General features: G+C 74.1%; 19 protein-coding genes. 10 read left to right on the forward strand and 9 right to left on the reverse strand.

Annotated features, from left to right (window positions below; translation table 11 throughout):
- The first annotated feature begins 11 nt into the window (after positions 1–11).
- The 5 genes from FRAEUI1C_RS35020 to FRAEUI1C_RS35040 are packed head-to-tail and all read left to right on the forward strand — an operon-like array spanning position 12 to position 8,174.
- Positions 12–3,695, forward strand: a complete 3,684-nt coding sequence (locus FRAEUI1C_RS35020) for a putative baseplate assembly protein (protein ID WP_013428134.1) — start codon at positions 12–14, stop codon at positions 3,693–3,695.
- A 9-nt stretch (positions 3,696–3,704) separates the two neighbouring features.
- Positions 3,705–4,820 carry a baseplate J/gp47 family protein gene (locus FRAEUI1C_RS35025; protein ID WP_013428135.1) on the forward strand — a complete coding sequence of 372 codons (1,116 nt, stop codon included), beginning with the start codon at positions 3,705–3,707 and terminating at the stop codon, positions 4,818–4,820.
- A complete protein-coding gene (locus tag FRAEUI1C_RS35030; RefSeq protein WP_013428136.1) occupies positions 4,817–5,443 on the forward strand; it encodes a phage tail protein in 627 nt (208 codons plus the stop codon). The genes FRAEUI1C_RS35025 and FRAEUI1C_RS35030 overlap by 4 nt, the downstream gene beginning before the upstream one ends.
- A gap of 18 nt (positions 5,444–5,461) precedes the next feature.
- Positions 5,462–7,933, forward strand: coding sequence for a tail fiber domain-containing protein (locus FRAEUI1C_RS35035; protein WP_013428137.1), 2,472 nt, complete (start codon positions 5,462–5,464; stop codon positions 7,931–7,933).
- Positions 7,926–8,174 (forward strand): hypothetical protein, encoded by a 249-nt coding sequence (locus tag FRAEUI1C_RS35040; protein ID WP_013428138.1) that lies wholly within the window; start codon positions 7,926–7,928, stop codon positions 8,172–8,174. Before FRAEUI1C_RS35035 ends, FRAEUI1C_RS35040 begins: the two co-directional genes overlap by 8 nt.
- Positions 8,175–8,185: 11 nt before the next feature.
- Here FRAEUI1C_RS35040 and FRAEUI1C_RS35045 read toward each other — a convergent pair whose 3' ends face one another.
- Positions 8,186–8,833, reverse strand: a complete 648-nt coding sequence (locus FRAEUI1C_RS35045) for a response regulator (RefSeq protein WP_013428139.1) — start codon at positions 8,831–8,833, stop codon at positions 8,186–8,188.
- Between the two features lie 254 nt (positions 8,834–9,087).
- Between FRAEUI1C_RS35045 and FRAEUI1C_RS37025 the strand changes: the two genes are divergently transcribed.
- From FRAEUI1C_RS37025 to FRAEUI1C_RS35060, 3 genes are read left to right on the forward strand one after another with little or no spacing between them, the layout of a single operon-like run.
- Positions 9,088–10,044, forward strand: a complete 957-nt coding sequence (locus FRAEUI1C_RS37025) for an AfsR/SARP family transcriptional regulator (RefSeq protein WP_198318682.1) — start codon at positions 9,088–9,090, stop codon at positions 10,042–10,044.
- Positions 10,041–12,191 (forward strand): ATP-binding protein, encoded by a 2,151-nt coding sequence (locus FRAEUI1C_RS35055; protein ID WP_013428141.1) that lies wholly within the window; start codon positions 10,041–10,043, stop codon positions 12,189–12,191. The genes FRAEUI1C_RS37025 and FRAEUI1C_RS35055 overlap by 4 nt, the downstream gene beginning before the upstream one ends.
- Positions 12,172–14,712, forward strand: a complete 2,541-nt coding sequence (locus tag FRAEUI1C_RS35060; protein WP_157735216.1) for an eCIS core domain-containing protein — start codon at positions 12,172–12,174, stop codon at positions 14,710–14,712. The genes FRAEUI1C_RS35055 and FRAEUI1C_RS35060 overlap by 20 nt, the downstream gene beginning before the upstream one ends.
- Before the next feature lie 32 nt (positions 14,713–14,744).
- Here the strand turns inward: FRAEUI1C_RS35060 and FRAEUI1C_RS35065 are convergent, their stop codons facing one another.
- The 4 genes from FRAEUI1C_RS35065 to FRAEUI1C_RS35080 form a co-directional block, all read right to left on the reverse strand.
- Complete coding sequence (locus FRAEUI1C_RS35065) at positions 14,745–15,215, reverse strand: hypothetical protein (protein WP_013428143.1); 471 nt, start codon at positions 15,213–15,215, stop codon at positions 14,745–14,747.
- Positions 15,216–15,348: 133 nt separating this feature from the next.
- The gene (locus tag FRAEUI1C_RS35070; RefSeq protein WP_013428144.1) at positions 15,349–16,164 is read right to left on the reverse strand and encodes an SDR family NAD(P)-dependent oxidoreductase; all 816 of its coding nucleotides are present in this window, start codon (positions 16,162–16,164) and stop codon (positions 15,349–15,351) included.
- A 13-nt stretch (positions 16,165–16,177) separates the two neighbouring features.
- A complete protein-coding gene (locus FRAEUI1C_RS35075; protein WP_013428145.1) occupies positions 16,178–17,230 on the reverse strand; it encodes a zinc-binding dehydrogenase in 1,053 nt (350 codons plus the stop codon).
- 32 nt (positions 17,231–17,262) lie between these two features.
- Positions 17,263–18,102: a sugar phosphate isomerase/epimerase family protein gene (locus tag FRAEUI1C_RS35080; protein WP_013428146.1), complete on the reverse strand. Its 840-nt coding sequence runs from the start codon at positions 18,100–18,102 to the stop codon at positions 17,263–17,265.
- Positions 18,103–18,345: 243 nt separating this feature from the next.
- Between FRAEUI1C_RS35080 and FRAEUI1C_RS35085 the strand changes: the two genes are divergently transcribed.
- On the forward strand, positions 18,346–19,248 hold the full coding sequence (locus FRAEUI1C_RS35085) for a DNA adenine methylase (RefSeq protein WP_013428147.1): 903 nt from the start codon (positions 18,346–18,348) through the stop codon (positions 19,246–19,248).
- A complete protein-coding gene (locus FRAEUI1C_RS35090; protein ID WP_013428148.1) occupies positions 19,245–19,700 on the forward strand; it encodes a GNAT family N-acetyltransferase in 456 nt (151 codons plus the stop codon). The genes FRAEUI1C_RS35085 and FRAEUI1C_RS35090 overlap by 4 nt, the downstream gene beginning before the upstream one ends.
- Here FRAEUI1C_RS35090 and FRAEUI1C_RS35095 read toward each other — a convergent pair.
- The 4 genes from FRAEUI1C_RS35095 to FRAEUI1C_RS37030 all read right to left on the reverse strand — a co-directional run bounded on the left by FRAEUI1C_RS35095 (position 19,681) and on the right by FRAEUI1C_RS37030 (position 26,786).
- A complete protein-coding gene (locus tag FRAEUI1C_RS35095) occupies positions 19,681–21,060 on the reverse strand; it encodes an FtsX-like permease family protein (RefSeq protein WP_013428149.1) in 1,380 nt (459 codons plus the stop codon). The genes FRAEUI1C_RS35090 and FRAEUI1C_RS35095 overlap by 20 nt on opposite strands.
- Positions 21,057–21,809: an ABC transporter ATP-binding protein gene (locus FRAEUI1C_RS35100; RefSeq protein ID WP_013428150.1), complete on the reverse strand. Its 753-nt coding sequence runs from the start codon at positions 21,807–21,809 to the stop codon at positions 21,057–21,059. The genes FRAEUI1C_RS35095 and FRAEUI1C_RS35100 overlap by 4 nt, the downstream gene beginning before the upstream one ends.
- Before the next feature lie 129 nt (positions 21,810–21,938).
- Positions 21,939–22,553 (reverse strand): class I SAM-dependent methyltransferase, encoded by a 615-nt coding sequence (locus FRAEUI1C_RS35105; protein ID WP_013428151.1) that lies wholly within the window; start codon positions 22,551–22,553, stop codon positions 21,939–21,941.
- A gap of 138 nt (positions 22,554–22,691) precedes the next feature.
- Positions 22,692–26,786 (reverse strand): protein kinase domain-containing protein, encoded by a 4,095-nt coding sequence (locus FRAEUI1C_RS37030; RefSeq protein WP_013428152.1) that lies wholly within the window; start codon positions 26,784–26,786, stop codon positions 22,692–22,694.
- Positions 26,787–26,895: the final 109 nt, after the last annotated feature.

Below are 26,895 nucleotides of genomic sequence, written 5' to 3' on the forward strand. Positions count from 1 at the left end.
GGGAGGCGGCCGTGACGCCTCAACCGCCGTCGCAGCCGCCGCCGTTCGAGCCGCGCGATCGCGGCGAACTGGCCGCGTGGACGACAGAGCTGGCCCAGCGCTACAGCACGTGGCGGCCGGCCGCCGACGGCTCGCCCGACCTCGGCTCGGCGCTCATCGCGATCGCCGCGCACTTCGCCGGGCACGTCGGCGAGCGGCTCAACCGGGCCGGCGACCTGGCCTACCTGGCGTTTCTCGACCTGGTCGGCGAGCACCCGGCGCCGGCCCGGCCCGCCCGGGTGCCGCTGACCTTCACCGCCGCGCCGGGTGTCCCGGCCGGCGTGACGGTGCCGGCCGGGACGCCCGTGGCCGCCCCGCCGGACGCGGGCGACCCGGGTTCGGGTGACCCGAGCGCGGGTGACCCGGCCGAGACCGTGACGTACGAGACCGACGAACCGCTGGTCATCTCGCCGGCCCGGCTGCGGCATCTCGTCGTCACCGACCCCGCGCACGACACGTGGACCCGCGTCGAGGTGCCGGCCGACGGCGGGCTCACCGACGGACTGAACGCGTTCACCGGCACCGAGCCGGTCGGGCACGAGCTGTTCGTCGCGCACCCGCTGCTGGCGTCGGACGCGCCGCGGGCACTGACGGTCAGCACGACCTCGCCCGGCCTGGAACCGTGGAGCGCCACGCCGGCCACCTGGTCGCGCTGGGACGGCTCGGCCTGGACGGACCTGGTCGCCGAGTCCGGGACGGCCACCATGTCGCTCGGCGGACCGATGACGATCAACATGCGGTACGCGCCCGCGCTCGGCTCCCAGCCGCGCGAGGTTGCCGGCGTGACGGGCCACTGGCTGCGGGGCGAACTCACCGTTCCGCTGGTCACCGGCGCGGCCGCGCTGCCGCCGACCGCGGTCGCCGTCGGCCGCCGCCCACCTGAGGCCCCCGCGCCCGGGCTGGCGCCGTTCGGCGTCGAGGGCCAGGTCAGATGGTTCTACCTGAGCGTGCCGCCGCCCCCGGCCGGCGCGGCCGGCACCAGCATCCGGATCAGCGTCACCGCCGCCCGCTGGGGCCAGGCGAGCGCGGCCCGGCCGGTCGTCCTGGACTGGACCTACCGGGTCGGCGACAGCTGGAAGCCGCTGGGTCGGGCCCGCAGCGACGGCGCCGCCGAACCGTCCGGCTCAGTGCCGCCCGGCTCAGTGCCGCCCCGGCGTTTCATCGACGCGACCCGAGCGTTCACCGGGCCCGCCGGCGACGAGGGCGACGGCGGGGACGACGGGGACGGGGACTGGGTCGCCGTCGGCCTGCCGGACGACCTCGCCCCATCCGTGCTGAACGGGGTGGAGGGACGCTGGCTGCGCGTCGAGCTGGTGCAGACGGAAGGCGCCTACGACGTACCGCCGATCGTCGACGCGATCGAGGTCGCCTACGAACGGCCGACGGCCCGGCTGCTCGACCTCACCCTCACCCGGGACGCGGCCGAGACGGCGCCGGTGCCGGTGCCGGCGGCGTTCGCCGACGGCGTCGAGCTCGACCTCAGCCGGTCCGTCCGGCCGTTCGGCGCGCAGCCGGCCTACGACGACACGCTCTACCTGGAGTGCCCCGAGGCGCTGGCCGCCGCGGCGACGCTCACCCTCGTCGTCACCGTCACGAACGCGACGGGGAAGGCCGCGGCGGCGCCACCGCTGCCGACCGTGACGCTCACGCCGCCGATCGGGTGGGAGACCTACGACGGCGCCCGTTGGCTCCCGGTCCGCTCGGTGAGCCGGGCCGACGCCTTCACCGTCGGAGGGGACGTCACCCTGGCGCCGGCCGCCCCGTCCCAGCCGACCGAGGTCGGCGGCCGTGCCGCGCACTGGGTGCGGGCCCGGCTGCTCGGCGACTACGGCGCGCCGGCCGGCTACCGGTCGGTCCAGGACAGCAAAGGCGCCTGGACGGTCGAGTACTCGCCCGCCACCCTGGCCCCGCCGGTCCTGGCTGACCTCGGCTGGCGGCCGCTGACAGTCACCAGCGGGCTGCCGGAGGTCCTGGTCACCCGCAACGCCGGGTTGGAGACCGTCCACCGGCTCGCGCCGGGCCAGTGGCTGACGACGATCCGGAGCGAGGGCGGCGACGGTCTGGTCCCGTTCGTCGGCTCCGACGAGTCCGACCCGGCGCTGCACCTGGGCTTCGAGGGCGACTTCGGCCAGGAGCCGGTCACGCTGTTCTTCCCGGTCAGCCCGCCGCGGCCCCAGGACGTCGCCGGCGACGGCGGCGCGGCCGGCCCGGAGGGCGGGACGGGTGTCTCCGCCCTGTCGCTGGTCTGGGAGTACTCGGGCCCGCGGGGCTGGCAGCCGCTGGCCGTCGTCGACGCCACCGGCGGGCTCGCCGACCCGGGCACCGTACGGTTCGTCGGCCCGCCCGACCAGGCGCCGCGCACGGTCGCGGGCCGCGACGGCTACTGGGTGCGGGTCCGGGCGGCCGGCGGCGAGCCGCCGTTCGCGCCGATGCTGCGGGGCGTGCTGCCGGACACGGTCTGGGCGACCGAGGGGTCGACAGTCGGCGAGGAGATCCTCGGCAACGGCACCGGGACGCCCGGTCTGACAGTGAGCACGGCGCACACCCCGGTGCTGCCCGGCGAGCGCCTGGTCGTGCGCGAGGCCACCGATCCCACCACTGGCGAGGACGTCTGGGTGAGCTGGACGGCGGTCGGCGATCTGCGCGCGTCCGGCCCGGCCGACCGGCACTTCGCGCTCGACCGGTTCACCGGCGTGATCCGTTTCGGGGACGGGCTGGCCGGGCGGATGCCGCCGCCGGGCGAGGGCAACATCAGGATCGGCTACCGGTACGGCGGCACCGAGGCCGGCAACCGGCCCGCGGGCACGATCACCCAGCTCGCCGTCGCGGTCCCGGGCCTCGACGCCGTGGTCAACCACCTGCCGGCCGAGGGCGGGGCCGACCGTGAGTCGCTGGCCGACATCCGCGACCGCGGCGCGCGCACGCTGCGGCACCGGGACCGCGCGGTCGCCCCCAGCGACCTGGAGGATCTGGCCCTGGCGGCGACGGGCGAGGTGACCCGGGCCCTGGCGGTGGCGCCGAGCGGCTACGACCCGTTCGACCTGTGGTTCGGCGCGGACGAACCGACGCCGGCCGACGCCTGGGCGGCGGCCGGCCCCGGCCAGGCCGGGGTGGTGATCGTCCCGCGCGCCGGGGGCGACCGGCCGGCGCCGAGCCCGGGGCTGATCGGCGAGGTCCGCGCGTACCTGCTGGAGCGGGCGCCCGCGACGGCGCGGGTGTGGGTGGTCGGCCCGGAGTGGATCGAGGTCACCGTCGTCGCGACCGTCGTGCCGGAGCCGGACGCCGAGCCGGGCGCGCTGCGGCAGGCGATCCGCGACCGGCTGCGGGCCTTCCTGCACCCGCTCACCGGCGGGGACGGCGCGGTCGGGAACAGCGGGGGCAGCGGCCCCGGCTGGGACTTCGGTCACGAGCCGCGCCGCTCGGACCTGTTCGCGTTGCTGCACCGGGTGCCCGGCGTCAGCCACGTGCGCCAGCTCGACGTCCGCTCGACGCCGGCGGTGGACTCGGAGGCCTTCGCGGACCGGATCACCGCTGTCCTGGACCGACCGCTCGACGCCGGAGTGGACGCGGCGACCGACGCCGAGGCGCGGCGCTGGCTGGAGCGGGCGCTCGTCTTCTCCGGCGACCACCAGATCACCCTGACCGAGACAGGCTGAGGAGCGGCCATGCTGACCAGCGCGACCGGGCTCGACCGGTCCCCCGATGCCGCCCTCGCCCTCGGCGGGATCGCGGGAGACGTGCTCGCGGGCGGCACCGTCACCTACGACGCGCTCGTCGCCGAGGCGCGGACCCTCATTCCGGCGCTGCACCCGGGCTGGACCGATCACAACCCGAGCGATCCCGGCATCGCGCTCGTCGAGCTGTTCGCCTGGCTCACCGACATCCTCGCCTTCCAGGTCGAGCAGATACCCGACTGCCACACGTGGTCCTACCTCACGCTGCTGAACGGCCCCGACTGGCAGCGGCCGGCGGACGAGGCGAGCGCGGACGTCGGCGCGGCGGTCGCCGCCGCGCTGAGGGAGCTGGAACGGCGCCACCGGGCGGTCACCGTCGCCGACTACACCGACCTGCTGCGCACCGAGTGGCCGGCCAGCCCGGAGGCGACCGCGCTGGCCACGGCCGGCCACGACATCCGGCTGGCCCGGGTGCACGGCGCGGCCCGGCGCGATCTGGCCCGGCCGGCCGAGACGGTGGACGACGAGGCGCCGGCCTACGTCAGCATCGTCGTCGTCCCGCCCCCGCCCCCGCCGGCCGGCGACCCGGGCGGCAGCGAACCGCGGCCGACGCCGTCGGACGAACTGCTCGCCGCGGTGGCCGCCTTCCTGGAGCCGCTCCGGCTCGTCACCACCCGGCTGCGGGTGGTCGGGCCCGCGTACGCCGACGTCGGGATCGCCGCCAGCCTCGGGCTGCGCGCGGACGCGCCGCCGGAGCGGGCGCTGGCCGACGCCGTCGCCGCGCTGCGGGCCGCCTGTGACCCGTTCACCGGCGGTCCGGGCGGCACCGGCCGGGCCTTCGGCGCGCCGGTCTACCTCTCGGAGGTGTACGCCGTGCTCGACGACCTCCCGCTGGTCGACTTCGCCACCGACGTGACGCTGACCGGGGCCCGGCCGGTGACGGCCGAGGACGACTCCGTCACCGCGATCGACGTCGGGCCGCACGAGCTCGCCGTCGTCAGCCGGGTCGACCTCGTCGCCTACGACCGGTACGGACGCCCGTACTCGCTGACCTGGCCGCCGCCGGGCCCGGCAGTGTCCGGGTCGGACAGTGGAGCATTGGGATGAGCAGTACGTATCTCGACCATCTGCCGGCGGCGTTCCGGGCTGATCCGTTCGCCGGCGACTTCCTGTGCGCCTTCGAGGCGCTGTTCACCGGCCGGGTCGACGCCGGCGGGCCCGGCCTCCAGCAGCGGATCGACGACATCCCGCTCCATCTCGACCCCCTCACCGCGCCGGCCGACTTCCTGCCCTGGCTAGCCGGCTGGGTGGCCCTGGCCATCCCGGCGGACTGGGACACCGACACCATCCGCGGCTTCGTCCGCGAGATCGTCCCGCTGTACGCGCGGCGGGGCACGATCGGGGCGCTGACCCGGCTCCTGCAGATCTTCCTGCGGCCGCTGGGCGGGGGCGTCGACTGGAACGACGTCACCGTGGCCGACGCCTTCGACGACCTGCCGCACTACTTCCAGGTCCGGCTGCGGCTGCCGGACAACGACCCGAACCGGATCCGGGCGGCCCGCGAGACGGCCCGGGCGATCATCGACCGCGAGAAGCCCGCGCACACCGTCTACGGACTGAAGATCGTCTTCCCGACGATGCGGATCGTCTCCGAGGACCTCATCCGGGCCGAGGGACGCGGGGAAATGCTCACAGTCGGCGGCAACACCTGGCTCGGCACGGCCGAGTAGAGAGGGCGAGAGAAGGCAATGGCGGACTACACCCAGCCGGCCGACGTGCTCAAACGGGTCCGGTTCTTCGACGGCCAGTACCTGATCGACCAGGACTTCATCGACGAGCAGCGCTACCACCTCGACCGCGAGCACCGCGCCGCCCGGTCGATCGGGCTGGTCGGCGTGGTCGACGGCCTGGCCGTCACAGTGGACGCCGCCCACCCCTACCAGGTGACCGTTTCGCCTGGCGCCGCCGTCGACGAGGTGGGCCGGCATCTGCTGCTGACCACTCCGGTCACCCTGGCGCTGCCCACCGACCGGTTCTCCGGCGCCGCCGCCGAGCTGCGGCTGTTCTACCGGGAGAACCCGACCGACGTGGCGCCGACCGGCGGCGCCAGCCAGCGCCGCTTCGACGAGACGCCGGTCGTCGCGGCGATCGCGGGTGGCGCCGTCGCCGTCGCCCCGCCCGACGCGCCGCCCCACTGGGACTCCGACGGGGTGCTGCTCGGGCGGATCTCGGTGAGCGCGCGGGGCGACGTCGTCATCGACCCCGCCGCGCCCGCGCCTCGCGCAGGCCTCGACCCGCCTGGCCCGTTCCGCGGCTCGGTCGGCGTGCTGGGCGACCTCACGGTCGGGACGCCCGCGCCCGCCGACGCCGCCGACACCGCGGACGCCGCCGCCGGGTGGGAACGCACGATCACCGCCCGGGGCGAGCACAGCGCCCGGCTGCGGGTGCGCGGCGGCCTGGTCAGCGGCTTCGCGGGCGCGTATCCCGGCTACGCCGGCGCGCTGGAGGGACTCGTGGTCGGGACGGGCAGCGACCACGCGCTTACCCTGGTCACGGGCGGCCAGCCGCGCCTGACCGTCACCGGCGACCCCGGCAAGTCCCCGGACAACAAGGTGGGCCGGGTCGGCATCGGCACGCCGGCGCCGACAGCACCGCTGCACGTCGTGGGAGGTGGCACCGGCCCCGACCTGATCGTCGGCGGCCAGCTGAAGGCCCAGGCCACCGACGGTGCGCTGCTGATCGGGGACGACCGCGCGATCGGCGGCCTGGACACCGACAAGCTGGGGCTGCGGACCGGCGGGAACTGGCGGCTGACGGTCACCGCGGCCGGCGACGTCGGCATCGGCACCGTCACGCCGACGGTGAACCAGTACTGGTCCCGGGCCCTCGACGTCACCGGCGCGAACGCCGCCCGGCTCGTCGTCAACGGCGGGAAGATCCTCGGGGTCGTCGGCTCCCACCCGAACGGCTACGGCGCCAAGGCGGGCCTCGTCGTCGGCACCGAGAGCGCGCACGCCGCGTCGATCCTGACGACCGGCGCGGTCCGGCTCACCGTCACCTCCGACGGCGACGTCGGCATCGGCACCACCGCGCCCACGGTGAACCAGTCCTGGTCCCGGGCGCTCGACGTCACCGGCTCGAGCGGGTCCCGGCTCGTCCTGAACACCACGGAGAACGGGCGGAACGTCCTCGGGGTCGCCGGCGTGCACCCGGGCGGCTACGGCGCCAAGGCCGGGGTCGTCGTCGGCACCGAGACACCGCACGCCGCGTCGATCGTGACGAACAACGCGGTGCGGCTCACCGTCGCCCCCGACGGCAGCGTCGGCATCGGCACCACCGAACCGCTGCTGGGCGGATGGGACCGGGTCGTCGACGTCTTCGGGAAGTGGAACGCGCGGCTCATCCTGCGCGCGAACTCCGCCGACGATCCCGTCAAGGAGGTCCGGTCCATCGTCGCCACACACCCGGCCACGCCGTATGCGACGCCGACCACGACGGCCGGCATGCGCAGTCCGGCCGGCATGGTGGTGGGAACCGAGACCGCACACGATGTCAGCCTGATGACGGGCGGCGCGCTGCGCCTGACCGTCGACCGGGGCGGCGACACCTTCTGCCACGGCCGGATGTGGATCAAGCCGGAGTCATTCTCGGGGTGGGGCTTCGACGGCAAGTTCGGGCCCGACAACCGGCGCTTCTGGTTCCAGGTCGGCCTGTTCGGCTGGAACGTCAACGACCCGCAGGGCGGCCAGCAGGGCGGCCAGGCCTACATCAAGGGCGGGGAGGTCTACACGGTGTCCGACCTCCGGCTCAAGGAGGACCTGCGCGAGCTGGACGACGCGGGCGCCATCGTGCGCGCGCTGCGCGGCGTCACGTACCGCTGGAACGAGGCCGGCCTGCGGTTCCAGACCCGGCCGTTGGAGGAGCGGGTCGGCGCGGGGCCGACCGCGAGCGAGGACGAGCACGCCGCCGTCCGGGCCGAGGTGCGCGAGTCCCTGCTCTCGGGCCTGCGCGGGCGCCGGGAGGTGGGCCTCATCGCGCAGGAGGTCGAGGCGGTCATGCCCGAGCTCGTCGGCGTCGGCGCGGACGGTGTGCGCGGCATCGACTACGGCAAGCTGACCGCCGTCCTGGTCCAGGCGATCAAGGAACAGCAGTCGACGATCACAGCCCTCTCGGGCCGCGTGCGCGCGCTGGAGAACCGAGGAGAGGACGACCATGCGTGAGCAGAACCTGCGTGAGCAGATGGACGGGCGCCGTGAGGGACTCGCCGACGAGCTGCGGCGGGGCCAGGAGATGCTCGCCAGCCTGGATGCCCAGCGCACCGAGCTCCAGCAGACACTGCTACGGATCAGCGGCGCGCTCCAGGTGCTGGAGGAGCTGCTCGCGCCCGACGGTCCCGCGACCGGGGCCGTTCCCGGGGCCGGGCCCGGCCGTCCGGTCGCCGTCGCCGAAGCCGCTTCCTGAGGCGCGGCGTGCTAGCCCGCCAGGAAGCGGACGGCGGCCAGGACCCGGCGGTGGTGGTCCGGGTCCGGCGGGAGGCCGAGCGCGTCGTAGATCCGCGACACGTGCTGCACCACCGCCTTCGCCGACACGCCGAGCTTGGCGGCGATGGCGCCGTTGCTGCGGCCCTGCGCGATGAGCGCGAGCACCTCCCGCTGCCGGGCGGTCAGCGCGCCCAGCGGGGAGCGCGGCGCCTCGGCCCGCCCCACCATGAGCTCCACGACCTCCGGGTCGAGGGCTATGCCGCCGTCGGCCACCCGCCGCACGTCGGCGCAGAGCCGGTCGACGTCGGTGATCTGCTGCTTGAGCAGGTAGCCGACGCCGGCCGGCCGGTCGCCGACGAGCGCCGTCGCGTAGCGGGGCAGCAGCTGGCGCGAGAGGACGACGACGCCCACGGCGGGGTGGCGGGCGCGGATCGCCAGCGCGGCCCGCAGGCCGTCGTCGGTGTGCCCGGGTGGCATCGGGATGTCGGTGACGACGACGTCCGGGAGCGCCTCGGCGACCACCTCGAGCAGGCGGGACGCGTCGGCGGCGGTGCCGACCACCTCGAGACCGGACGCGGTGAACAGCCGAGCGAGAAGTTCGCGCAGCAGCGCCTCACCCTCGGCGATCACCACCCGCATGGAGGGCCCGCCGCCTGGTTCCCCAGACGGGGTCCGACTGGGTTTAGGTCCACACGAGACCTGGGCCGGGGTCCATTGTGCGTCGTACCAGGCGATCCTAGGTTTGACTGCGCGTCGGGCACGGGCTGCCATCTCGGTGGCGGGGACACGAGCAACATCGTCGCCGGACACGCGTCACCCCGTGAACGGTTCTCAGGTTTTGTTGCGTTGGGATCGCACGACGGGAGCGTTGTCACGGAATGTCCGGTCTGGACGTGAGTCTTCTTGGCGAAGTCACTATCCGTCACAACGATGTCGCCCTACCGTGCCCGTCCACGAAGGCGCTCGAGCTGCTCGGCTTCCTGATCACCCGCCGCGACCACCCGCTGGCCCGGGACTCGGTGGCGGACGCGCTGTGGCCGGACGAGCGGCCCGAGGCCACCCGGCGCCAGCTGCGCCAGGCGCTGTGGCGCCTGCGCGGCGCGCTGGCCGGAGCGCCGTTCCTGCGCACCGCGCGCGGCGGGCGTCTCGAGGTGGACGTCACCGCGTTCGCGTCGGTCGACCTCGTCCTGCTCGAGGAGGCCCACGCCGAGACGGCGGACGTGGCGGGCACCCAGCTGAGCGACCGGCAGGCCGAGCGGCTGGAGATCGCGGTCGCGGGCTACGGCGGCGACTTCCTCGCCGGCTGCCACCAGGACTGGTGCATGCCGGAGCGGACCCGCGCCCGGGAGATCCACATGTCCCTGCGCGACCAGCTGATCGGGTACTGCGAGCCGCGCCGGCTGGTCGCGCGGGCGCTCGCGCACGGGCGCGCGGTGCTCGAGCGCGAGCCCGCGCGGGAGACCACGCACCGGCTGCTCATGCGGCTGCACCACCGGAGCGGGGACCGCGCGGCGGCGCTACGCCAGTACGGGCAGTGCGTGGAGGCGCTCGCGGCCGAGTACGACGTCGGCCCGTCGGCGCTCACCACCCAGCTGCACCGGCGGATCCGGGAGGACGACGGAGCGCGCGACGGCGCGGAGCGCCCGAGCGCGGGCGACGACCGCGAGGATTGCGACGAGCGCGGGGACGGCGGCGGCCGCGGGAGCCGTCCGGAGATCGCGGCGCTGCACGAGCGGCTGGGCGAGATCCAGGCGAGCCTCGACATCCTGCTGCTCGCCATCGGGCACGGGGCCGGCGCTGGGGCAGGGGCCGGGCGCGGCGCGGGCTCGCCGGTCGGGCGGCCCGAATGACCGGCGGCCCGGCGGCGGCGCCTCCGTTGGCCCGGGTGGACGGCCGGCTGCGCGAACAGCTCGCGCGGGTGCGGGCACCGGCCGCCGCCACTTCCGCCTCCGCCGACGGGCCCGACCCGCTCGCCGGCTACTACATCAGCGAGGCCGAGATCGAACAGATCCTGGCCGGCCCCGGGTTCGACCTTCCCGAGCTCGACCGGGGCCGGCTGTCCCGGCTCGCGGACGCGTTCGAGCTCACCCCGTTCGACACCGACGTCGTCCTGACCTGCCTCGCGCCGGAGATCGACCGGCGGTTCGGGCGGCTCTACGCCTACCTGCACGACGACGTCACGCGCCGCGCGCCCAGCGTCGACCTCGTTCTCACGCTGTGGTGCACGGACGGCGCCGCCCGCCTGGCGGCGCGGGCCCGCCTCGCGCCGGGCGCGCCGCTGCGGCGGCACGGTCTGGTCAGGCTGGACGAGACCGGCGAGCCGCGCCCGGCGTCCATGCTGGAGTGCGCGCTGCGGCTGGATCCCCGGCTGGCCCGCCATCTGCTCGGCGACGACGACCCGGACGACCGCCTCGCCGCCGTCCTCGTCCGGGCCGAACCGGACGCGCCGGTCGACACGCCGCCGCCGGTGGACGCGACGGGCGGGCTCCCGCCCGACCACGTCGAGGAGCTGCTGGCCCTGTTCCACCGGGCCGGGCCGGAGATCGTGGTGTACCTCGACGGGCCGGCCGGCTCGGGGCGGGCCGCGCTGGCCCGCGCGTTCGCCCGCGCGCTCGCCCGGCCGCTGCTCGTCGCGCGCTGCGACGGGCTGGCCGGCGAGCCTCCCGCGCGGGTCGCTGAGCTGGTCCGGCTGGTCGGACGTGAGGCGCGGCTGCGCGGCGCCGTGACCTGCTGGCGCGACGCGGATCGGCTCGGCGCCGACGACCGCCGGGCGGCGTTCGCCGAGGCGCTCGCGGACGGGCCCGGCCCGGTGCTCGTGGGCGGCCTGGAGCCGTGGGACGGCCCGGAGCCGGCCCGGCGCCCGTTTGCGCGGCTGCGCTTCGACCGTCCCGACGCCGAGGCCCGGCACCGCCTGTGGTCCGCCGCGCTCGACGGGGCGGCGCTCGACAAGGCGACGCTCGACGAGACGGACCCGCCGGACGCCGCGGCGCTCGCGGCGGCGTTCCGGTTCACCGCCGGCCAGATCCGCGAGGCCGTCGCGGCCGGGGTCATGCTCGCGCTCACGCGTGACCCCGCCGCGCCCCGCCTCCGGCAGGCTGACCTGGCGACCGCGTGCCGGACGCGCTCCGGCCGCGAGCTCGCGCACCTGGCCCGGCACGTGGTCACGTCCTACGGCTGGGATGATCTCGTCCTGCCGCCCGAGCGGATGGCCCAGCTGCGCGAGCTCGCCGACCAGGTCCGCCACCGCGGCCTCGTGCACGACACGTGGGCCTTCGGCCGCGCGGTGGCGCCCGCCGGCGGGATCATCGCGCTGTTCGCCGGCCCTCCGGGCACCGGCAAGACGATGGCGGCGTCGGTGCTGGCGAACGCGCTCGGCGTCGACCTCTACGCGATCGACCTCGCCACCACGGTGAGCAAGTACATCGGCGAGACGGAGAAGAACCTGGGCCGGGTGTTCGAGGCGGCCGCCGACAGCAACGCGGTCCTGTTCTTCGACGAGGCCGACGCCCTGTTCGGCCGGCGCACGCAGGTGCGTGACGCGCACGACCGCTACGCCAACATCGAGACCAGCTATCTGCTCCAGCGCATCGAGACGCACCCCGGCGTCGTCATCCTGGCGACGAACCTGCGCAAGAACATGGACGAGGCGTTCGTGCGCCGCTTCCGCGCCACCCTGGAGTTCCCGCCGCCCGGCGAGGCGGAACGGCTGCGCATCTGGGAGCGGATCTGGCCGTCGGCCGCCCCCCGCGCCGCCGACGTCGACCTGGGCGCGCTGGCCCGCGCGATCGACCTGCCGGGCGGCCACATCCGCAACATCGTGCTCGGCGGCGCGTTCCTCGCGGCGGCGGACGGCGGGATCATCACGATGGCGCACCTGCTGCGAGCCACCCGCGGCGAGTACGAGAAGCTCGGAAAGATCATTTCGCCCGGCGAGCTCACGGGCGTGGCGCCTCGGCACGACGAGGGACGGGGTGCACGTGCGCACATCAGCAACTGACCCGAAGCAGGCCGCCACCAGTGCGCCCGGCCGGACCGCCCACGGCGTCGAGCACGAGGCCGCCCACGGGAGCGCGCCCCCGGCGCGCGCCGGGGCCACGCCGGCGCTGCTGCGCATGCAGCGCTCGCACGGCAACCGGCACGTCCAGCGGGTGGTCGCCTCCGCGCGCGCGTCCGGCGCGTCCTCCGCGCGCGCGTCCGCCGCCCCGGGCCCGGTCCCCACGTCCGCTGGCGCGGGCCTGCTGGTCGGCCCGTCCCACGGCCCGGCCGAGTGGGCGGCCGACGACGTCGCCCAGGCCGTCGCCGGCGTCGCGGTCCCCGCCGGCGGCCCGGCGCCCGCGCCGCTCGCCGCGCCCGAGGTCGGCGACGCCGGCGGCGCGCTGTCGCCCTCGACGTCGGCCGCGGTCCTCGCGGCCCGCTCGGGCGGCCACCGCGTCCCGTCGTCGCTGCTCGCCCGGACCGAGGCCGCGGTGGGCGCCGACCTGGGTGGCGTGCGCCTGCATGTGGGCCGGGATGTCGACGCACTGAGCGACGCGATGTCCGCCCGCGCCTTCACCATCGGTCAGGACGTGTTCGTCCACCGGGCCGACTACCGCCCGGGCACCCCGGGCGGCGACGCGCTGATCGCGCACGAGCTCGCCCACGCGGCGAGCCCGGGGCCGGGGCCGGCCCGGGTGCGGCGCAAGGGCCGCAAGCTCGGGGCGGCGAAGGCGGCGCTGAACAACATCGGCATCAGCTTCGCCAAGACCGCCGGCGGCCCGCTCTACGACCTCTTCCACTGGCTCTGGTATTTCAAGCGGTCGAAGAAGTCGGGCGTCAGCTACGAGAACCGGGTCGACCTGCATCCCTTCAAGGACCTGCTCAAGTACGCCGGCAATCCGAAGAAGGAGGGCGGGAAGGCAAAGCTGGCCGCCGAGGACTCCGTCAAGCGGTACGGCCTGCCTGGCATCGGGCATGTCCTGCATTTCCTGCGAATGATGGGCAGCAGCCTGCTGAAGCGGGTCGCGTCCTACACGAGCTGGCTCGCACTTCTGTGCACCCTCATCGGCTTCGCTCCGGGCGCGCAGGTCGCGCTCCCCGTCGCGGCCGCGCTCGGGACCGTCGCCCTCGTGCTCAACGCGGTCAAGACCGGCATCGACTTCGTCACGAACTCCTGGACGCTCGTCCTGGCCTGGATTCGCTACATCTGCCTGGACGACCCCACCTACGTGGACTCTCCTGACGTCGCCCTGTATATCGAGTCGTACAAGGAGTACCGCAAGACTCGCGGTGAGCTGTTCGACGACGCTCTCAAGCTGGGCCTGGGCGGCCTTCTGTCCGGCGTCGGTTCGGCAGCCCAGTCGGCCACCCCGAACGAGGCGTTCGTCTCCGGCGCGGACAAGTACTTCACACAGTTCGCGAGCCCGAGCGCCTCGGTCGGGACGGCGATCAAGAACGAGGCGACCTTCGACGCGCACAACGCGGGCGAGAAGTTCGCGGCGGAGAAGATCCCTGGCGCGTTCACCGGAGAGGCCACCGGTAACTACACGAGCTGGATGACCAAAGGCCGCCTGGAGGAGAACCGGAACGCCAAGCTCCAGACGGTGGGGACGGACACGCTGCGGGACAGCCCGAACGTCCAGATGCTGCTCAGCGCCAACACGATCGGGAAGGTCAACGAGCAGGCGACCACCCGCGAGGCGGGCGTTGACACAAAGAAACCCATTGCCCGGTCGAAGCTGCCCGGGCCGCCAGGTACGACCCTCAAGGGCATGGCCGGGCTGCTCGTGAACCCGCTGGGCGCGATCGCCACCATCCTCATGATGGCCGCGGACATGTGCGTGTTGTTCAGCGGCAAGAGGGGGTCGCAGGCCGCGCCCACCCACGATCCCGGTCCCCCCGCGCCCACCTACGATCCCGGTCCTCCCGCGCCCATCCCGATTCCCGACCCGCCGTCCGCCGCCGCCCTCGCGCAACAGGCCGGGCCGCCGAAGAAGCCGAAGAAGGGCAAGAACCGTCGCGGGAGACGCAAGAAGGGCGCCAAGACGATCGTCGTCCGATCGAGCGAGCCGACCGTCAAGTCAGGCGAAGACGAGAGCGTGGGCGGAGTTCACGTCACTCCGTCGGCCCAGGTCCGGGTGCAGGACCCGGCGGACGGGGTGCCGAGCCTCGACCCGGACGCTCACGCGGCGCGGTCCGGCGAGACGGAGTCCGACGACAATCTGATCCGCGTGCCGGCAGACCTCGCCGTCCAGTCGCCAACGTTTCCCGATACGGCGGCTCGGGTCGCCGAGGAGCAGATGACGTACGGGTCGGTCCAGGGCGCGCTGCCGTCGCTGTCGGAGCGGCCGAGAGCCAACCCGGCTGAGATATCGCGGGTGGGCGTGGAGAACTTCGTCGTACGGGAGCTCAACCGGATCCGCCAGACAATCGCCGACGAAGGCGTCCGCACCCGCGAGATGGCCGGGATGTTCAGCGCCAGCCGGGACGCGGTGGAATCGCTCGGCGAGAGCTCGCGGGAACTTTCGAAGAACTCGAACTAACCGGCGGCGGCGGTAGGGCGGCGGATCCCGCCCTACCGCCGCCGGGCCAGCACCGCGGCGACGCCGGCTCCGGTGAAAAGGACGACGGCGATGACGGGCAGCGACCAGCCCCAGCCGATCTCGGCGCGCAGCGCGTGGCTGTAATCGATCGCGGGCAGCCGGCGGAGCGCCGGCCCGAGGAACGACGACACGGCGACGCACAGCACGACCGCGACGGGCGCCCCCACCGCCGCCGTGACCAGCGCGGCCGCGGCCTCCCGCCCCGGGCTCGGGCCAATGCCCGCCTCCCGCTGCTCCCGCTCGGAGTCCGTGTCGACGAGCAGCAGCAGCACCGCCGCCGGCAGGAGCACGAACAGCAGGCGGAAGGCGACGCCCACGAACGAGGCGAGCCCGGGCACGTCATGGCGGAACACCGCCCCGAGCAGCGTCCCCGCCGCGCCGACCATCACACCGATCACCGCGAGCGCGCTGGCCCCGCGCAGACCCGCGCGCACGACGTCCACGCGAGAACCCTATGGTCAACCGCCGCCTCCGTCCGCCAGACCGAAGACCCGACCCGACCCGACGCGACGACGGTGAACGGGCTCGCGACCTCCGGGTCGGCCCAGCCGGGACAGCCACCGGGTTCGGGCGCGGTCAGGCGAGCTGAGTTCCGCCGTCTACGGAGAGAATCTGGCCGGTGATGAACGCGGCGGCGTCGCAGGCGAGGTAGACGGCGGCGGCGCCGATCTCGGCGGGATAGGCGGTCTGGCGCTGGAGCAGGGTGCGACGGCCGATCGAGTGGAGCTGTTCGGCCCGGGTGGCGGCGAGCCGCGCGAAGACCCCGTTGGGGTGCCACCGACTTCCTGAGCTGGCGGCCTGTTCGGCGTCCTGCGGGAGGGTGCCGTAGGGCGCGATGGCGTTCACGGTGATGCCGTGCTGACCGACCTCCTTGGCCAGGACCTTGGTGAACGCGTGCACCGCGCCCTTCATCGCCGAGTACACCGCGAGCAACGGGTCGCCGACGATTCCCGAGGTCGACCCGATGTTGATGATCCGCCCGCTCCCGCGCCCGATCATCCCGGGGAGCACCGCGTGGGTGCAGTTCAACGTGCTCAGGAAGTTCAGCGCGATGTCTCGTTCCCAGGTCGCGGGATCCGAGTCGACGAACGCGTCCATGTCGACATTGCCACCGACGTTGTTGACCAGCACGTCGATCCCGCCGAACCGTTCACCGACTGCGGCGACGACGGCCGCCACCTGGGCGCGGTCGGTGACGTCGGCGGCCTGCCACAGCACGTCCTTGGCGCCCTGTTCCAGCAACTGCTCGCAGACCCGCCGGCCCTGCGCCTCGTCGCGGCCGACGATGACGACGCCGGCAGCCTCCTCGGCGAACGCGAGCGCGATCGCCCGGCCGATATTGGCATTGCCGCCGGTGACCACCACCGTGCGGCCGGCTAACCCGGTCTTCACCATGCTCTCCTTCTCAGCCGGTCGGGAGGTCTACGAGGATCTTCAGGCGACGGCCGGCCCGCAGGTCGTCGAAGACCTCGCGCAGCTCGTCGAGACCGACCTGCTCGACCCAGCCCTTTGTCGGAAAGGCACCGCCGGCCATGAGGTCGATCACCCGGGCGAAGACACCGGGGGCATATCCCAGTGAACCGGTGAGCTCGATCTCCGAACGGGTCAGCACCCACGGGGTGAAGGAGACCGCCTGTCCGGAAAAGGCGATGCCGACATACCGCCCGCGGGCCCGGAGAACGGCAGGAGCCGCCGCGAAGGTGGCCGCGGCGCCGGCACAGTCCACCGCGACGTCGACGCCCCGACCCGCCGTGCGGCGGCGCACCTCGTCCGCCACGTCCGTGGCTTCCGGATCGAGGACGTCCGCGACACCGAGCGCGGCGACCGCCGCTCGCCGAGCGGGCGCGGGCTCGACCAGAAGAATGTCCTCGACCCCGACGGCCCGCAGGCCGAACATGACGCCGATCCCGATCGGCCCGGCGCCGAACACCACCGCGGACTGGCCCGGTTCGACGCCGGAACGAAGAACCCCGTTGAACGCCACCGACATGGGCTCCACGAGGGCGCCTTCGGCCAGCGACATCGACGCCGGAAGTCGATGCACCATCGTCGCCGGCACCACCGTGAATCCGGCCAGCCCACCGCCGTGCGAGCAGATCCCGTGCGTCATCACTTGCCGGCACAGCTGCGGCAGCCCGGCGTGGCAGCGGTCGCAATCACCACAGGAGTAAAGGGGCTCGACGCAGACCTGGTCTCCGACCGCGACGTCGGCGACGCCCGCGCCGACCGCGGCCACGACGCCGGCGAACTCGTGACCCATGACCTGAGGAAGGACGCCGCCGGTCAGCGGGTGTGGCACGGTCGTGCAGGCCCGCGGACCCGCGAAGAACTCGGCCAGGTCGGTACCGCACAGGCCGTTGTGCGCCACGGCCAGCTTCACCTCGCCCGCTCCCGGTTCCGGTTCGGGTATGTCCTCGATCCGGATGTCCTGCGGGCCGTGCAACCTTGCCGCGATCATGTCCACCGCCTCACGGATGGTTCGTCGGGTGCCTACGAACGGGCATTACGGACCAGTTCCCGGACCCGGTCCCGGGCGAGCAGGGCCGCTTCTGCCGGCGGCATCGCCGCGGTGACCGGCGAAATGACCTCCGGCCCTATCGACCGAAGGGCGCCCAGCCGGTCGAGCGTGCCCAGCAGCCGGCCGAGGTCGAAACAGCCGTCGCCCGGCAGCAGCCGCTGGAACGTGTCCTGGGCGAGGCTGCCCTGGATGTCTGCGGCCCCGTCGGCGACCTGCACCGTGAATATCCGGTCGCCGGGAAGCGCCTCCAGCGCGCCGAAGTCGGGGTTTCCCCGAAAGAAGTGCCAGGTGTCGAGAACCAGGCCACCATTGGCCCGGTCGGCCGCCTGAACGATGGCCGCGGCGCTCGGCAGGTCGCCGATGGCCATCATCGGCATGAACTCCAGCTGCACCCGGACGCCGAACTCGGCCGCCCGGTCGCACAGAGTCCCGAAAGACGCCGCGACCTCCTCGACGGGCAGGTCACAGGTCGGCTGGGAGAAGACCGTCAGCGACACCGGCCGCAGGGCCTCGCACAGTTCCAGCACCTCGCCCGCCGTGAACGCGACGGAGCGCGCCACGGTGAAAGGCTCGCCGTCGTACCAGTTCGCCAGTCCGTCCAGCACGATCTCGAGCCCCGCGTCGCGCAGCCGGCGGCCCAGCTCGACCGGCGAGATGCCCGCCTCCTGGGCCAGGACCACGTCGAGCGGGCTCAGCGACAGCTGACCGAAGCCACCGGCCGTCGCAGCGTCGATTCGGCCCTCAAGCGGGCTCTGCAGGCCGACGGTCCCGGACCACAGGACCCAGTCGATGTCACCCAGCGCCTCGGCCATCAGCCTCCCCTTCCGGGTTCGACGGTGCTGCTGACGGCGCGAACCAGGAAGGCCCACCGAACGCTCTCCTAGTGCGACCGCCGGTCGCGTCTTCTGCCGGAACCCTACGCCGAATACCGTTCTCAGTGTCACTCTTGACACCGAGGATCAGGCTATGGTCGAAGGCAGCAAGCGGCGGCGCGGCAGGGCCGGCGACGACCGGAGGCGCCGGGACCGGGGGGCTGGGCCGGTAGGCTGCCGCGTGTGCGGCCGGCGGGAGTACAGGTTGCGGGTCGCGCGCCCGGCGAGCGGTCATTCCTGAAGTGGGCCGGCGGGAAGACCCGCTATGCCGGCACCCTGGTGACGCTGGCGCCGGAGTTCTCCGGGACGTACCGGGAACCCTTTCTTGGCAGCGGGGCGGTGTTCTTCGAGCTCCGGCCGGCCAGGGCGGTACTCAGCGACGCGAACGGCGAGCTCGTCGTCTGCTTTCAACAGGTTCGCCAGCAGCCGCGCGAGTTGATGGCGCTGCTCGACACGATGCCGAACACCGCCGAGCACTTCGAGCGGACGCGGCGGCGCGACCCGGCCGAGCTGTCGGAGCTGGAGCGGGCCGCCCGGGTGATCTACCTGAACAAGACCAGCTTCCGCGGGCTCTGGCGGGTCAACCGGAAGGGTGAGTTCAACACCCCGTATGGCGCCTACGACCGCCCGTACTACAACCGCGAGACGCTGTCCCGTGCCGCCGAGGCGCTGAGCGGCGCCGCCGTCGTGGAGACGGATTTCGAGACGGCCGTCGACGCCGCCGAGGCGGGTGACTGGGTTTTCCTGGACCCGCCGTACGTCCCGCTCGGCGGCTGGTCGGACTTCAAGCGGTACACGGCCGGCCAGTTCGGCGCGCAGGACCATGTCCGGCTGTGCGCGGCGATGCGGCGCGCCGACCGGCGTGGCGTGCATCTGATGCTGACGAACAGCGACACCGCTTTCGTACGCGAGCTGTTCGGCCCGCACTTCCATGAGCGACGGCTCCCGACGCGCCGCGACATCAACCTGGTCGGGCGCAATCGCGGCAGCTGGGACCTGGTGTTCACGAACTACGAGCCGGCCGCCGCGGCGCCCCGCCCGCCGGACCCACGGCCGGGCTCGGGAATGGCGAGGATCGGGCCGTGAATACCGACCAGCCGGCGGACGTCCGCCTCGAACGGGTGAGCGTCGAGGCCACGCTGGAGCTGCGGCAGCGGGTGCTGCGCCCGCATCTGACGCCCGGCGAGCTGGTCTTCCCGCATGACCGGGAGCCCGACACAGCGCACGTGGTCGCGCTGCTTGCCGACGGGACGGTCGTCGGGACCGCGTCGGTGCTGCACGAGGGGTCGCCCTGGGGTGCTCCCGGCTGGCGGCTGCGCGGCATGGCGACGGACGAGCGGGTCCGTGACCAGGGAATCGGCTCCCGGCTGCTGTCCGCGACGATCGACCACGTCCGCGGCCAGGGCGGTGGACTGCTGTGGTGCAACGCCCGCGTCCGGGCGGTTCCGTTCTACCGGCGCGCCGGCCTCGAGACCCGCGGCGAGCCCTGGGAGGAGCCGTTGATCGGCTCGCACATCGTCATGTGGCGCCTTGTCTGAGAGCGCCCGTGGACTCGCCGCTTCCCAGCCGGACAGTGGCCCGGGCGGCGATCAGGGTCAGTGCGGCGATCCCGGCCGCGGCCACCGGCGGGACCCACAACTGGGCGTTCGGCACGAAGCCCTCGTGGCGCGCGTAGGCGAAGGGCCCGATCGTGGCGAGCGAAGCGACCGCGCCGGTCAGGATGCCGACCGCGGCGATGATGGCCGCTTCCGCGACGACACAGCGATGGATCTGGCGTCGAGTGGCGCCCAACAGCCAGAGACGGCGCAGCTCGTCACGGCGGTCGACCAGCAGCGCGGCCGTCGAGTTGATCACCATCAACGCCGCGAAAAGACTGATCATGCCGATCACGACGTTGTTGAGCAGGTTGATCGTGTCGGACGTCTGCTTGCTGCCTGCCGGCAGAGTGCGGCCGTCAATGCTGATCAGCATGAGTCCGCCGATCGCCGTCGCCGTCAGCACGATCACCGGCGCGAGCACGCTGGACAGCCGATGCGCACGCCGCGACGTGTTGTACGCCGCGAGGTAGCCACCCGCCGCCCCGCCGCGAGCTAGTAGCCAGGCGAACGGTAGCGACAGCCACCGCAGCAGCACCGGCGCGAGCAGCGCGAACCCGATCCCCACCAGGATGGCGCTGCTGCCACTCGTCGACATCGCGGCATACGGGTCGCTGGACCGCGCGGTCACGGTGATCGTCACGATGGAGGTGGCGACGCCGTAGCCGATGGCCAGAAACGCGCCGACCACGCGGTACCAGCGCATCCGGCTCGTCTCCGCGTCGCTGTCCCGCAACGTCGCCCCGGCCGGCGCCCGCGTCGCCCGGCGGGCCGCGACCATCGCCGCGACCGCGGCCGCGAGCAGCACGAGGGCCGCCGCGGCGCCCAGGGACACCGGCCCGGCCTGGAAGGTCACGGTGGCGGCGACGATCCGGCCGCGCAGCAGGGCGAGCAGTGCCCTCCCGGTGCCAGCCGCGAGCACGGCCCCGACCAACGCCCCGGCGAGCGCGACGGCGAGCGCCTCCCGGACGATCAGGCGGCGGGCCTGGCGGGGCGTGGCGCCGATGGTGCGCAGCAGCCCGATCTCCCCCGCCCGCCGCGTCGCGGTGAGCCCCACCGTCGAGGCGACCGAGAACAGGACGATCAGCGTCCCCCAGCCGCCGACGACCGCGCCCATGATCAGCAGGGTCTCCCGATCGTCGCCCCGGGCCGCGCCACCGCCGTGACCGGCGAGCGCGGTCTCCACCAACGTCGCGAACGAGCCGATGAGCGCTGTTCCCAGCAGCACCGCCAGGAAGGTCGCCGTCGACGCCGTCAGCCGATGCCGCAGCGAACGCAGCGCGAGCCCGGTCAGACCGCTCATGACCGCACCGCCAGGCCGTCAAGGTGGGTCTGCTGGGCGGACACGGACTCGACGGTTGGCGAGTCGATGCGGCCCGCGACCCGGCCATCGACAAGAAAGACCACGGAGTCGGCGTGGGCGGCGGCGATCGGGTCATGGGTGACCATGACGAGGGTCTGGCCCAGGTCGTCGACGCAGGAGCGCAGCAGGGTGAGGACCTCGCGGGCCGTCGTCGAGTCGAGCGCGCCGGTCGGCTCGTCGGCCAGGACGATCGCCGGGTCGTTGACCAGGGCACGCGCGATCGCGACCCGCTGCCGCTGGCCGCCGGACAGCCGCGCCGGCAACTGGCCCGCCCGATCGGCGAGGCCGACCTGGTCGAGCAGGCCACGCACCAGGGCCCGGTCGGGGCGGCGCCCGGCCAGGCGGCGGGGCAGGCCGACGTTCTGCTCGGCCGTCAGGTACGGCATGAGGTGGAAGTCCTGGAAGACGAACCCGATCCGGTCGCGGCGCAGCCGGGTCCGCCGGTCCTCGTCCCAGTCGGTGACGTCGGCGCCGGCGACCAGCACCCGGCCGCCGGTCGGCCGTTCGACCCCGCCGACGCAGGCGAGGAAGGTGGACTTTCCCGAACCGGAAGGACCCATCAACGCGGTGAATGTCCCCCGCGGGACCGTCAGGTCGACGCCCGCGAGCGCGGGCACCGCTTCGGCGCCTTGACCGAATATTCGGGTGAGGTCCCTGGTCTCCAAGGCCGCGATCGCCGGGGCGGGCATGGTCGCTCCAGGTGGGTGTCGATGTTCCGTAACGGGACGCCACCCACGTTAGGAATGCGAGGCCTGCTCTTCGATGGGCCTGGGCCGCCGACCTGGGTAGGGCTAAGCCCACCACCCGCGACCGGCGGCTCAGCCGGACTTGGCCGCGACCCCCTCGTAAAGAAAGGACGCCACGGCGGGCCGCCCCAGACCGCGACGGTCCATGGTCTGCACCGTCAAACCGGCCTTCTCGATGAGAGCGTCGATCGGACGGTTGAGATGACAACCTCCGAAAAAACGCCGCCAGAGCGGGGTGAACTGGTCCTGCCGGCGGGCGACGTTGGGCTCCGGCGACCGTCCATGTTCGAGGAAGTGCAACGTGCCGCCGGGCCGCAGCACCCGATGTACCTCGGTCAACGCCCGGCCGGCGTCGGGGATCGTGCAGAGGCTGAACGTCACCAGCGCGTGGTCGACCGATTCGGCGGCGAGGGCCAGTTCCTCTCCGTTGTCCCCGACGAACTCCACCGGGAAGCGCGCCGCCGCGATGCGCCCGGCGGCGAGCCTGACGGCCACCTGCGCCGGCTCGACGGCCAGCAGGCGAGTGACGCCGGCCGGCAGATGCGGAAGATTGCGCCCAGAACCGAACCCGAGTTCCAGCACCTCGCCGGACAGGCCTTCGACAACGCGCGCCCGGATCGGCTCCATAGGCCGGCCAAGCGTGAGATTCGTGAGTCGCGGCAGCACCTGGTCGTCGTAAAAGCCCATTGCCGCTCCTAGTGGTCGCAGACCGCCAGTTTCCAGGAACGGATGGCGACCGGCCACGAAAGCGGGCTGTGCTGGGCAACGCCCACCGGGCTCACGCCGACGAGACCGACGCCGGCCGCACCCGGCGCGGTCTCGCGGCTACTGCCCCCAGGCGACGACGGACTCGCCGACGCCAGCGGCGTTCTTCGCGGCCACGGTGACCCGGAAATACGGGTCAGCCGCGGTCGGAGCGGTACGCGTGTAGCTGTGGCCCGAGATCGTGTAGCTGTCCGAGGTGACACCGGACGGGCTGGTCCGGAAAACGGTCACGACATACGTCAGGTTGACCGCGTTACCGCCGACGTTCGCCGGGACATCCCAGTTGACGATCAGATGGCCGTGGCCGTCCGGGATCGCCAGGATGCCGGTCGGCGGGCCAGGCGGGACACAGCCAAGGGCCTGCGCCGCCGCTGACGGTTCCGACAGGCCGCCGGGCCCGCTGGCCCGGACACTGGCGGTCATCTGGCCGCAGCCGTCCACCGGGACCTGGAAGATGCCTGGCTTCGAAAGCGTGCGCGTCCCGCCAGGAGTCGAGGTCACCTGGTACGACGTCACGGGGCCGCCGTTGAACGGAGCGATGATCGTCACCGTCACGCCGCCCGGCACCGACTGCAGGAACAGGCCCGGCACGCCCGGCTGGTTCCCGGGGGGAACCGGCGGGGTGGTGGCCGCCTCGGTCGGGCTGGCCGACGCGGCGGGGCCAACGGTCGTCGCGGCCGCCGGCAGGCTCGCGGTCGGCGTCGGCGCGGGAACGCTTACCGACGGCGTCAGGCCGATGGCGGTCACCGTCGCCGCGCCGCCGGACGAGCTCAGCAGGATCGGCACCAGCGTGGCCACCAGCGCGACGACGAGAGCAACCAAGATTGTCACGTTGCGCCGCCGCCGGGCGCCGCGGCGGATCGCGGCCGCCCTGGCCCGGGCGCCGGGCTGGCCCGGAAGCGACAGCTGCATCGTCGGGGCGCTGTCTACCGACACCCCGGGGTGATCACCTGCCGGGGCCAGCTCGACCGGCTCCGTCGGCGGCGCGTCCGCGGGGGTGGCCGGGGCGATCGCGGGGGCGGCCAGGTCGGGGAGCAGTGGGCCCACCGGCTGGAACGGCTCCAGCTCGGTGGACGGGCGAGCCGACATCATCGGCTGGTCCGGCCCGAACAGGGCAACCTCGGTGCCGGTCGTGCGCGCGGCCGGTGTGCTCGCCGGAGGGTCGAGATCGACCTCGCCGTCCCACAGCGCGTGCAGCTCGGCGAACCGGATGGGCGGCAGGGCCGGCTCGGACCGGCCACCCGTCTCCTGAATCCAGTCCGGGCCCACGTCGATGACGCCGTCGATGTCGATCTCGTTGTCGGCGGCGCGGGCGGCGAGAACCCCGGGCGGAAGCAGCTCGGCCAGCGCGGCGGCCGGGTCCGGCCAGGGCGCGAGGACCAGCTCGGTGCCCGGGCTGGGCGAGGCCACCTCGTCCGGCGGTGTCGCCGCGGCCGCGGGCGAGCTGGCCGGGGTGGCGTCGCCCTGGGTCACGTCCGACGGATCCGGGTCGTCGTCTCCCGGGTCGTCGGCGCTCGGGTAGCCGATGCTCAGGTGGATGTCACTCGGGCGATCCTCACCCGACTGGTCGGCCGACTTCGGCTCGGCCGGGACGGTGATGGCGCGGATCGAAATCGGGCCAGCGGGAGCCGGGGCCTCGGTCTGGTCCGCCGGCACGTCGCTCTCGGCCGGTACACCCGTCGGGCGGGGGCCGGTGGACAGCACGAGCTCCGACCCCACCGCGGCGGCGACCGGCGCCTCGGCCGCGGGCGGGGCGACGTCCAGCTTCGCGACCGTGACCTCCGCGGCCGCGACCTCGACGACGGTGATCTCCGCGACGTCCGCGCCGGTCTGGTCGTCATCGAGAAGGTCCTCGAAGGCGATGTCGACGTCGCGCAGCGGCGTCACGGCAGAAGCCTCGGCACCCGGCCCGGCCTCAACTCCGGGGAGGGACTCGACGCTCGGTCCGGGGGCGGGGTCGTCGTCCGGATCGCTGATCGAGCCGACTCCCGCGGCGACGGCCGGGAAGGCCCCGACGACGTGGGCGAACACCGAGCCGGCGCCGTCGTCGGCCGGGTCCAGGTCGGTCAGCGGGGCGAACAGCGGATCGACGACCTGGGCCTCGGGGGCCGGGCCAGCCGGCTCCCGATCAAGTGGCCCGAGATCCGTCGGCTGGGCCGCGGCCGGCTCGGTGCCCGAGCCGCCGAGGTCTGACGGCTCCACCGGGGGCAGGGTTCCCAGCGCCTCGCCGATCGAGCCGAGAACGGGCACCCAGTCGTCCCACGAGTCGACGCCCGAGGCTTGCCGGGGCTCGGCGAACGGCTCGCCCGCCGTCGGCACGTCGACCACGACGGGGTCCGAAGCGGCGTTCACACCTTCCACCGCCCCTTCGGGGCCGAGGTTGGGGAGCGCCATGGGGGCCGGGCCGGCCGGTTCGGTCCCGACCACCGCCGGGTCCACGGTCTCCCGCGAGGCGACCGGCAGCATCAGCGGGAACGGGACGTCGGGCGTGGCGACGGCCTCGTCGGAGGAGGACGCGGCCGGGCCCGGAACACTCCGAGCCGGCGCCTCAGGCACCACCTCGACCGTGAAGTCCGGCCCGGCCCCGACTGTCGGCACGCCGGCGAACGCCGACGCGGCTTCACCCACGGGCTCGGGTGCCACCGACGACTCGTACTCATCCGACGGTCCGACCTCAACCAGCGGCCCGGTCTCAACCAGCGGCCCGGTCTCAGCGCCCGGAACGCCGTCGAACGCCGGCACGACCTCAACAGGCGGGACGTCGGCGAACGCCGGCACGGCCTCAGGCTCCGGCCCGAGGACGGACGCCGGCACAGCCTCAACCGGCGGCACGTCGACAGACGGCGGAACAGTCCCTGCCTCGACCGGCGGCACGTCGGCGGATGGCGACACAGTCACGGTCGGCGGCACGTCGACGGCCGGCGACACGGTCTCGACCGGAGGCGCGTCCTCAACCGGAGGCGCGTCGGCGGGCGCCGGCACAGCGGTCTCGACCAGCGCCGCCGCCAGTGGTGTCGCAACCGCCGCGATCGGAACCGGCGGAATCGGCGCCGGTCGCGGCGCCGGCGGCGCGATGGCGGCCGGCGGCGCCCAGGAGAGCCGCGCGGGCGGCGTGCTCGGCTCGGCGGCGGCCGGTGGCTCAGTGGCCGGGCGGGCCGGCCCCGCCGGCAGCGCGAGGCGAGGCTCGGGCGCACGGGAGCTGTGCCGGCCGGCGGACTTCTCGCCCATCAGCGTGAGCAGCAGGTCGCCCGCGGACGGCCGCTCGCCGGGTTCCTTGCTGAAGGCCGCGCGGACCAGCGGGGCCAGGTCGGGCGGCAGCGCGCCGAGGTCGGGCATGTCGTGCGTGACCCGGTGCAGCAGCTGCTCGGGGGTGCCGTCGCCGAACGGCGGCGCCCCGCTCGCGGCGAACGTCATGACCGCCGCCCAGGCGAAGACGTCGGCGGCCGGGCCGACCTCCTCGCCACGAGCCTGTTCGGGCGCCATGTAGCCGGGGGTGCCGATCTGGCTGGCCTCCGGCGCCGCGTGGCCACGCCGGCCGCGGCCGCGGCCCCTGCCGCCCCGCCCGTGCTGCTGGCCGGAGGCCTGGCCGCCAAAGCCGTTGGCGATCCCGAAGTCGATCACCCGCGGCCCGGACGGGCCGAGCAGCACGTTGCCGGGCTTGAGGTCATGGTGAGCGATGCCGGCGCCGTGGATCGCGGTCAGCGCGGCGGCCATGCCGACCGCGAGCCGGGCCAGGTCGCCGGTGCCGAGCGGCCCGCCGGCGTTCACGGCGGCGCGCAGCGTGGGCCCGGGCACGAACTCGGTGACCAGGTAGGGCAGCGCCGCGTCCGGGTCGGCGTCGAGCACCGCGGCGGTGTAGGCCTCCTCGACCTGGCGGGCGTGCGCGGTCTCCGCCCGGAACCGCTCGCGGAACTCGGGGTCCCTCGCGTACTCGGACTGGATGACCTTGACGGCGACCCGCCGGCCGTCGACCGACTCGCCTAGGTAGACGATGCCCATCCCGCCCTCGCCGAGCAGGCGCAGGACGCGGTAGTCACCGACGAACGCGGGATCCTTCGGGCGGCGAGGAAGACCGGGCTCGGGCTCGGGGAGCGCGAGCGGCACGCCCTCGTCGAGCTCCCGGGCGCGGGGGGCGCGGCGCGTCAGCAGCCCCACGGAACCACCCGACGGCACGGAACCGCCCGACTGCACGGAACCACCCAGTGACACGGAGCCACCCGACGACCGGTCAAGGGCATCCAGCGGGCGGCACGGTCGGCGAGAT

Origin of the sequence: Pseudofrankia inefficax (genome assembly GCF_000166135.1) — a bacterium.
GTDB lineage: Bacteria > Actinomycetota > Actinomycetes > Frankiales > Frankiaceae > Pseudofrankia > Pseudofrankia inefficax.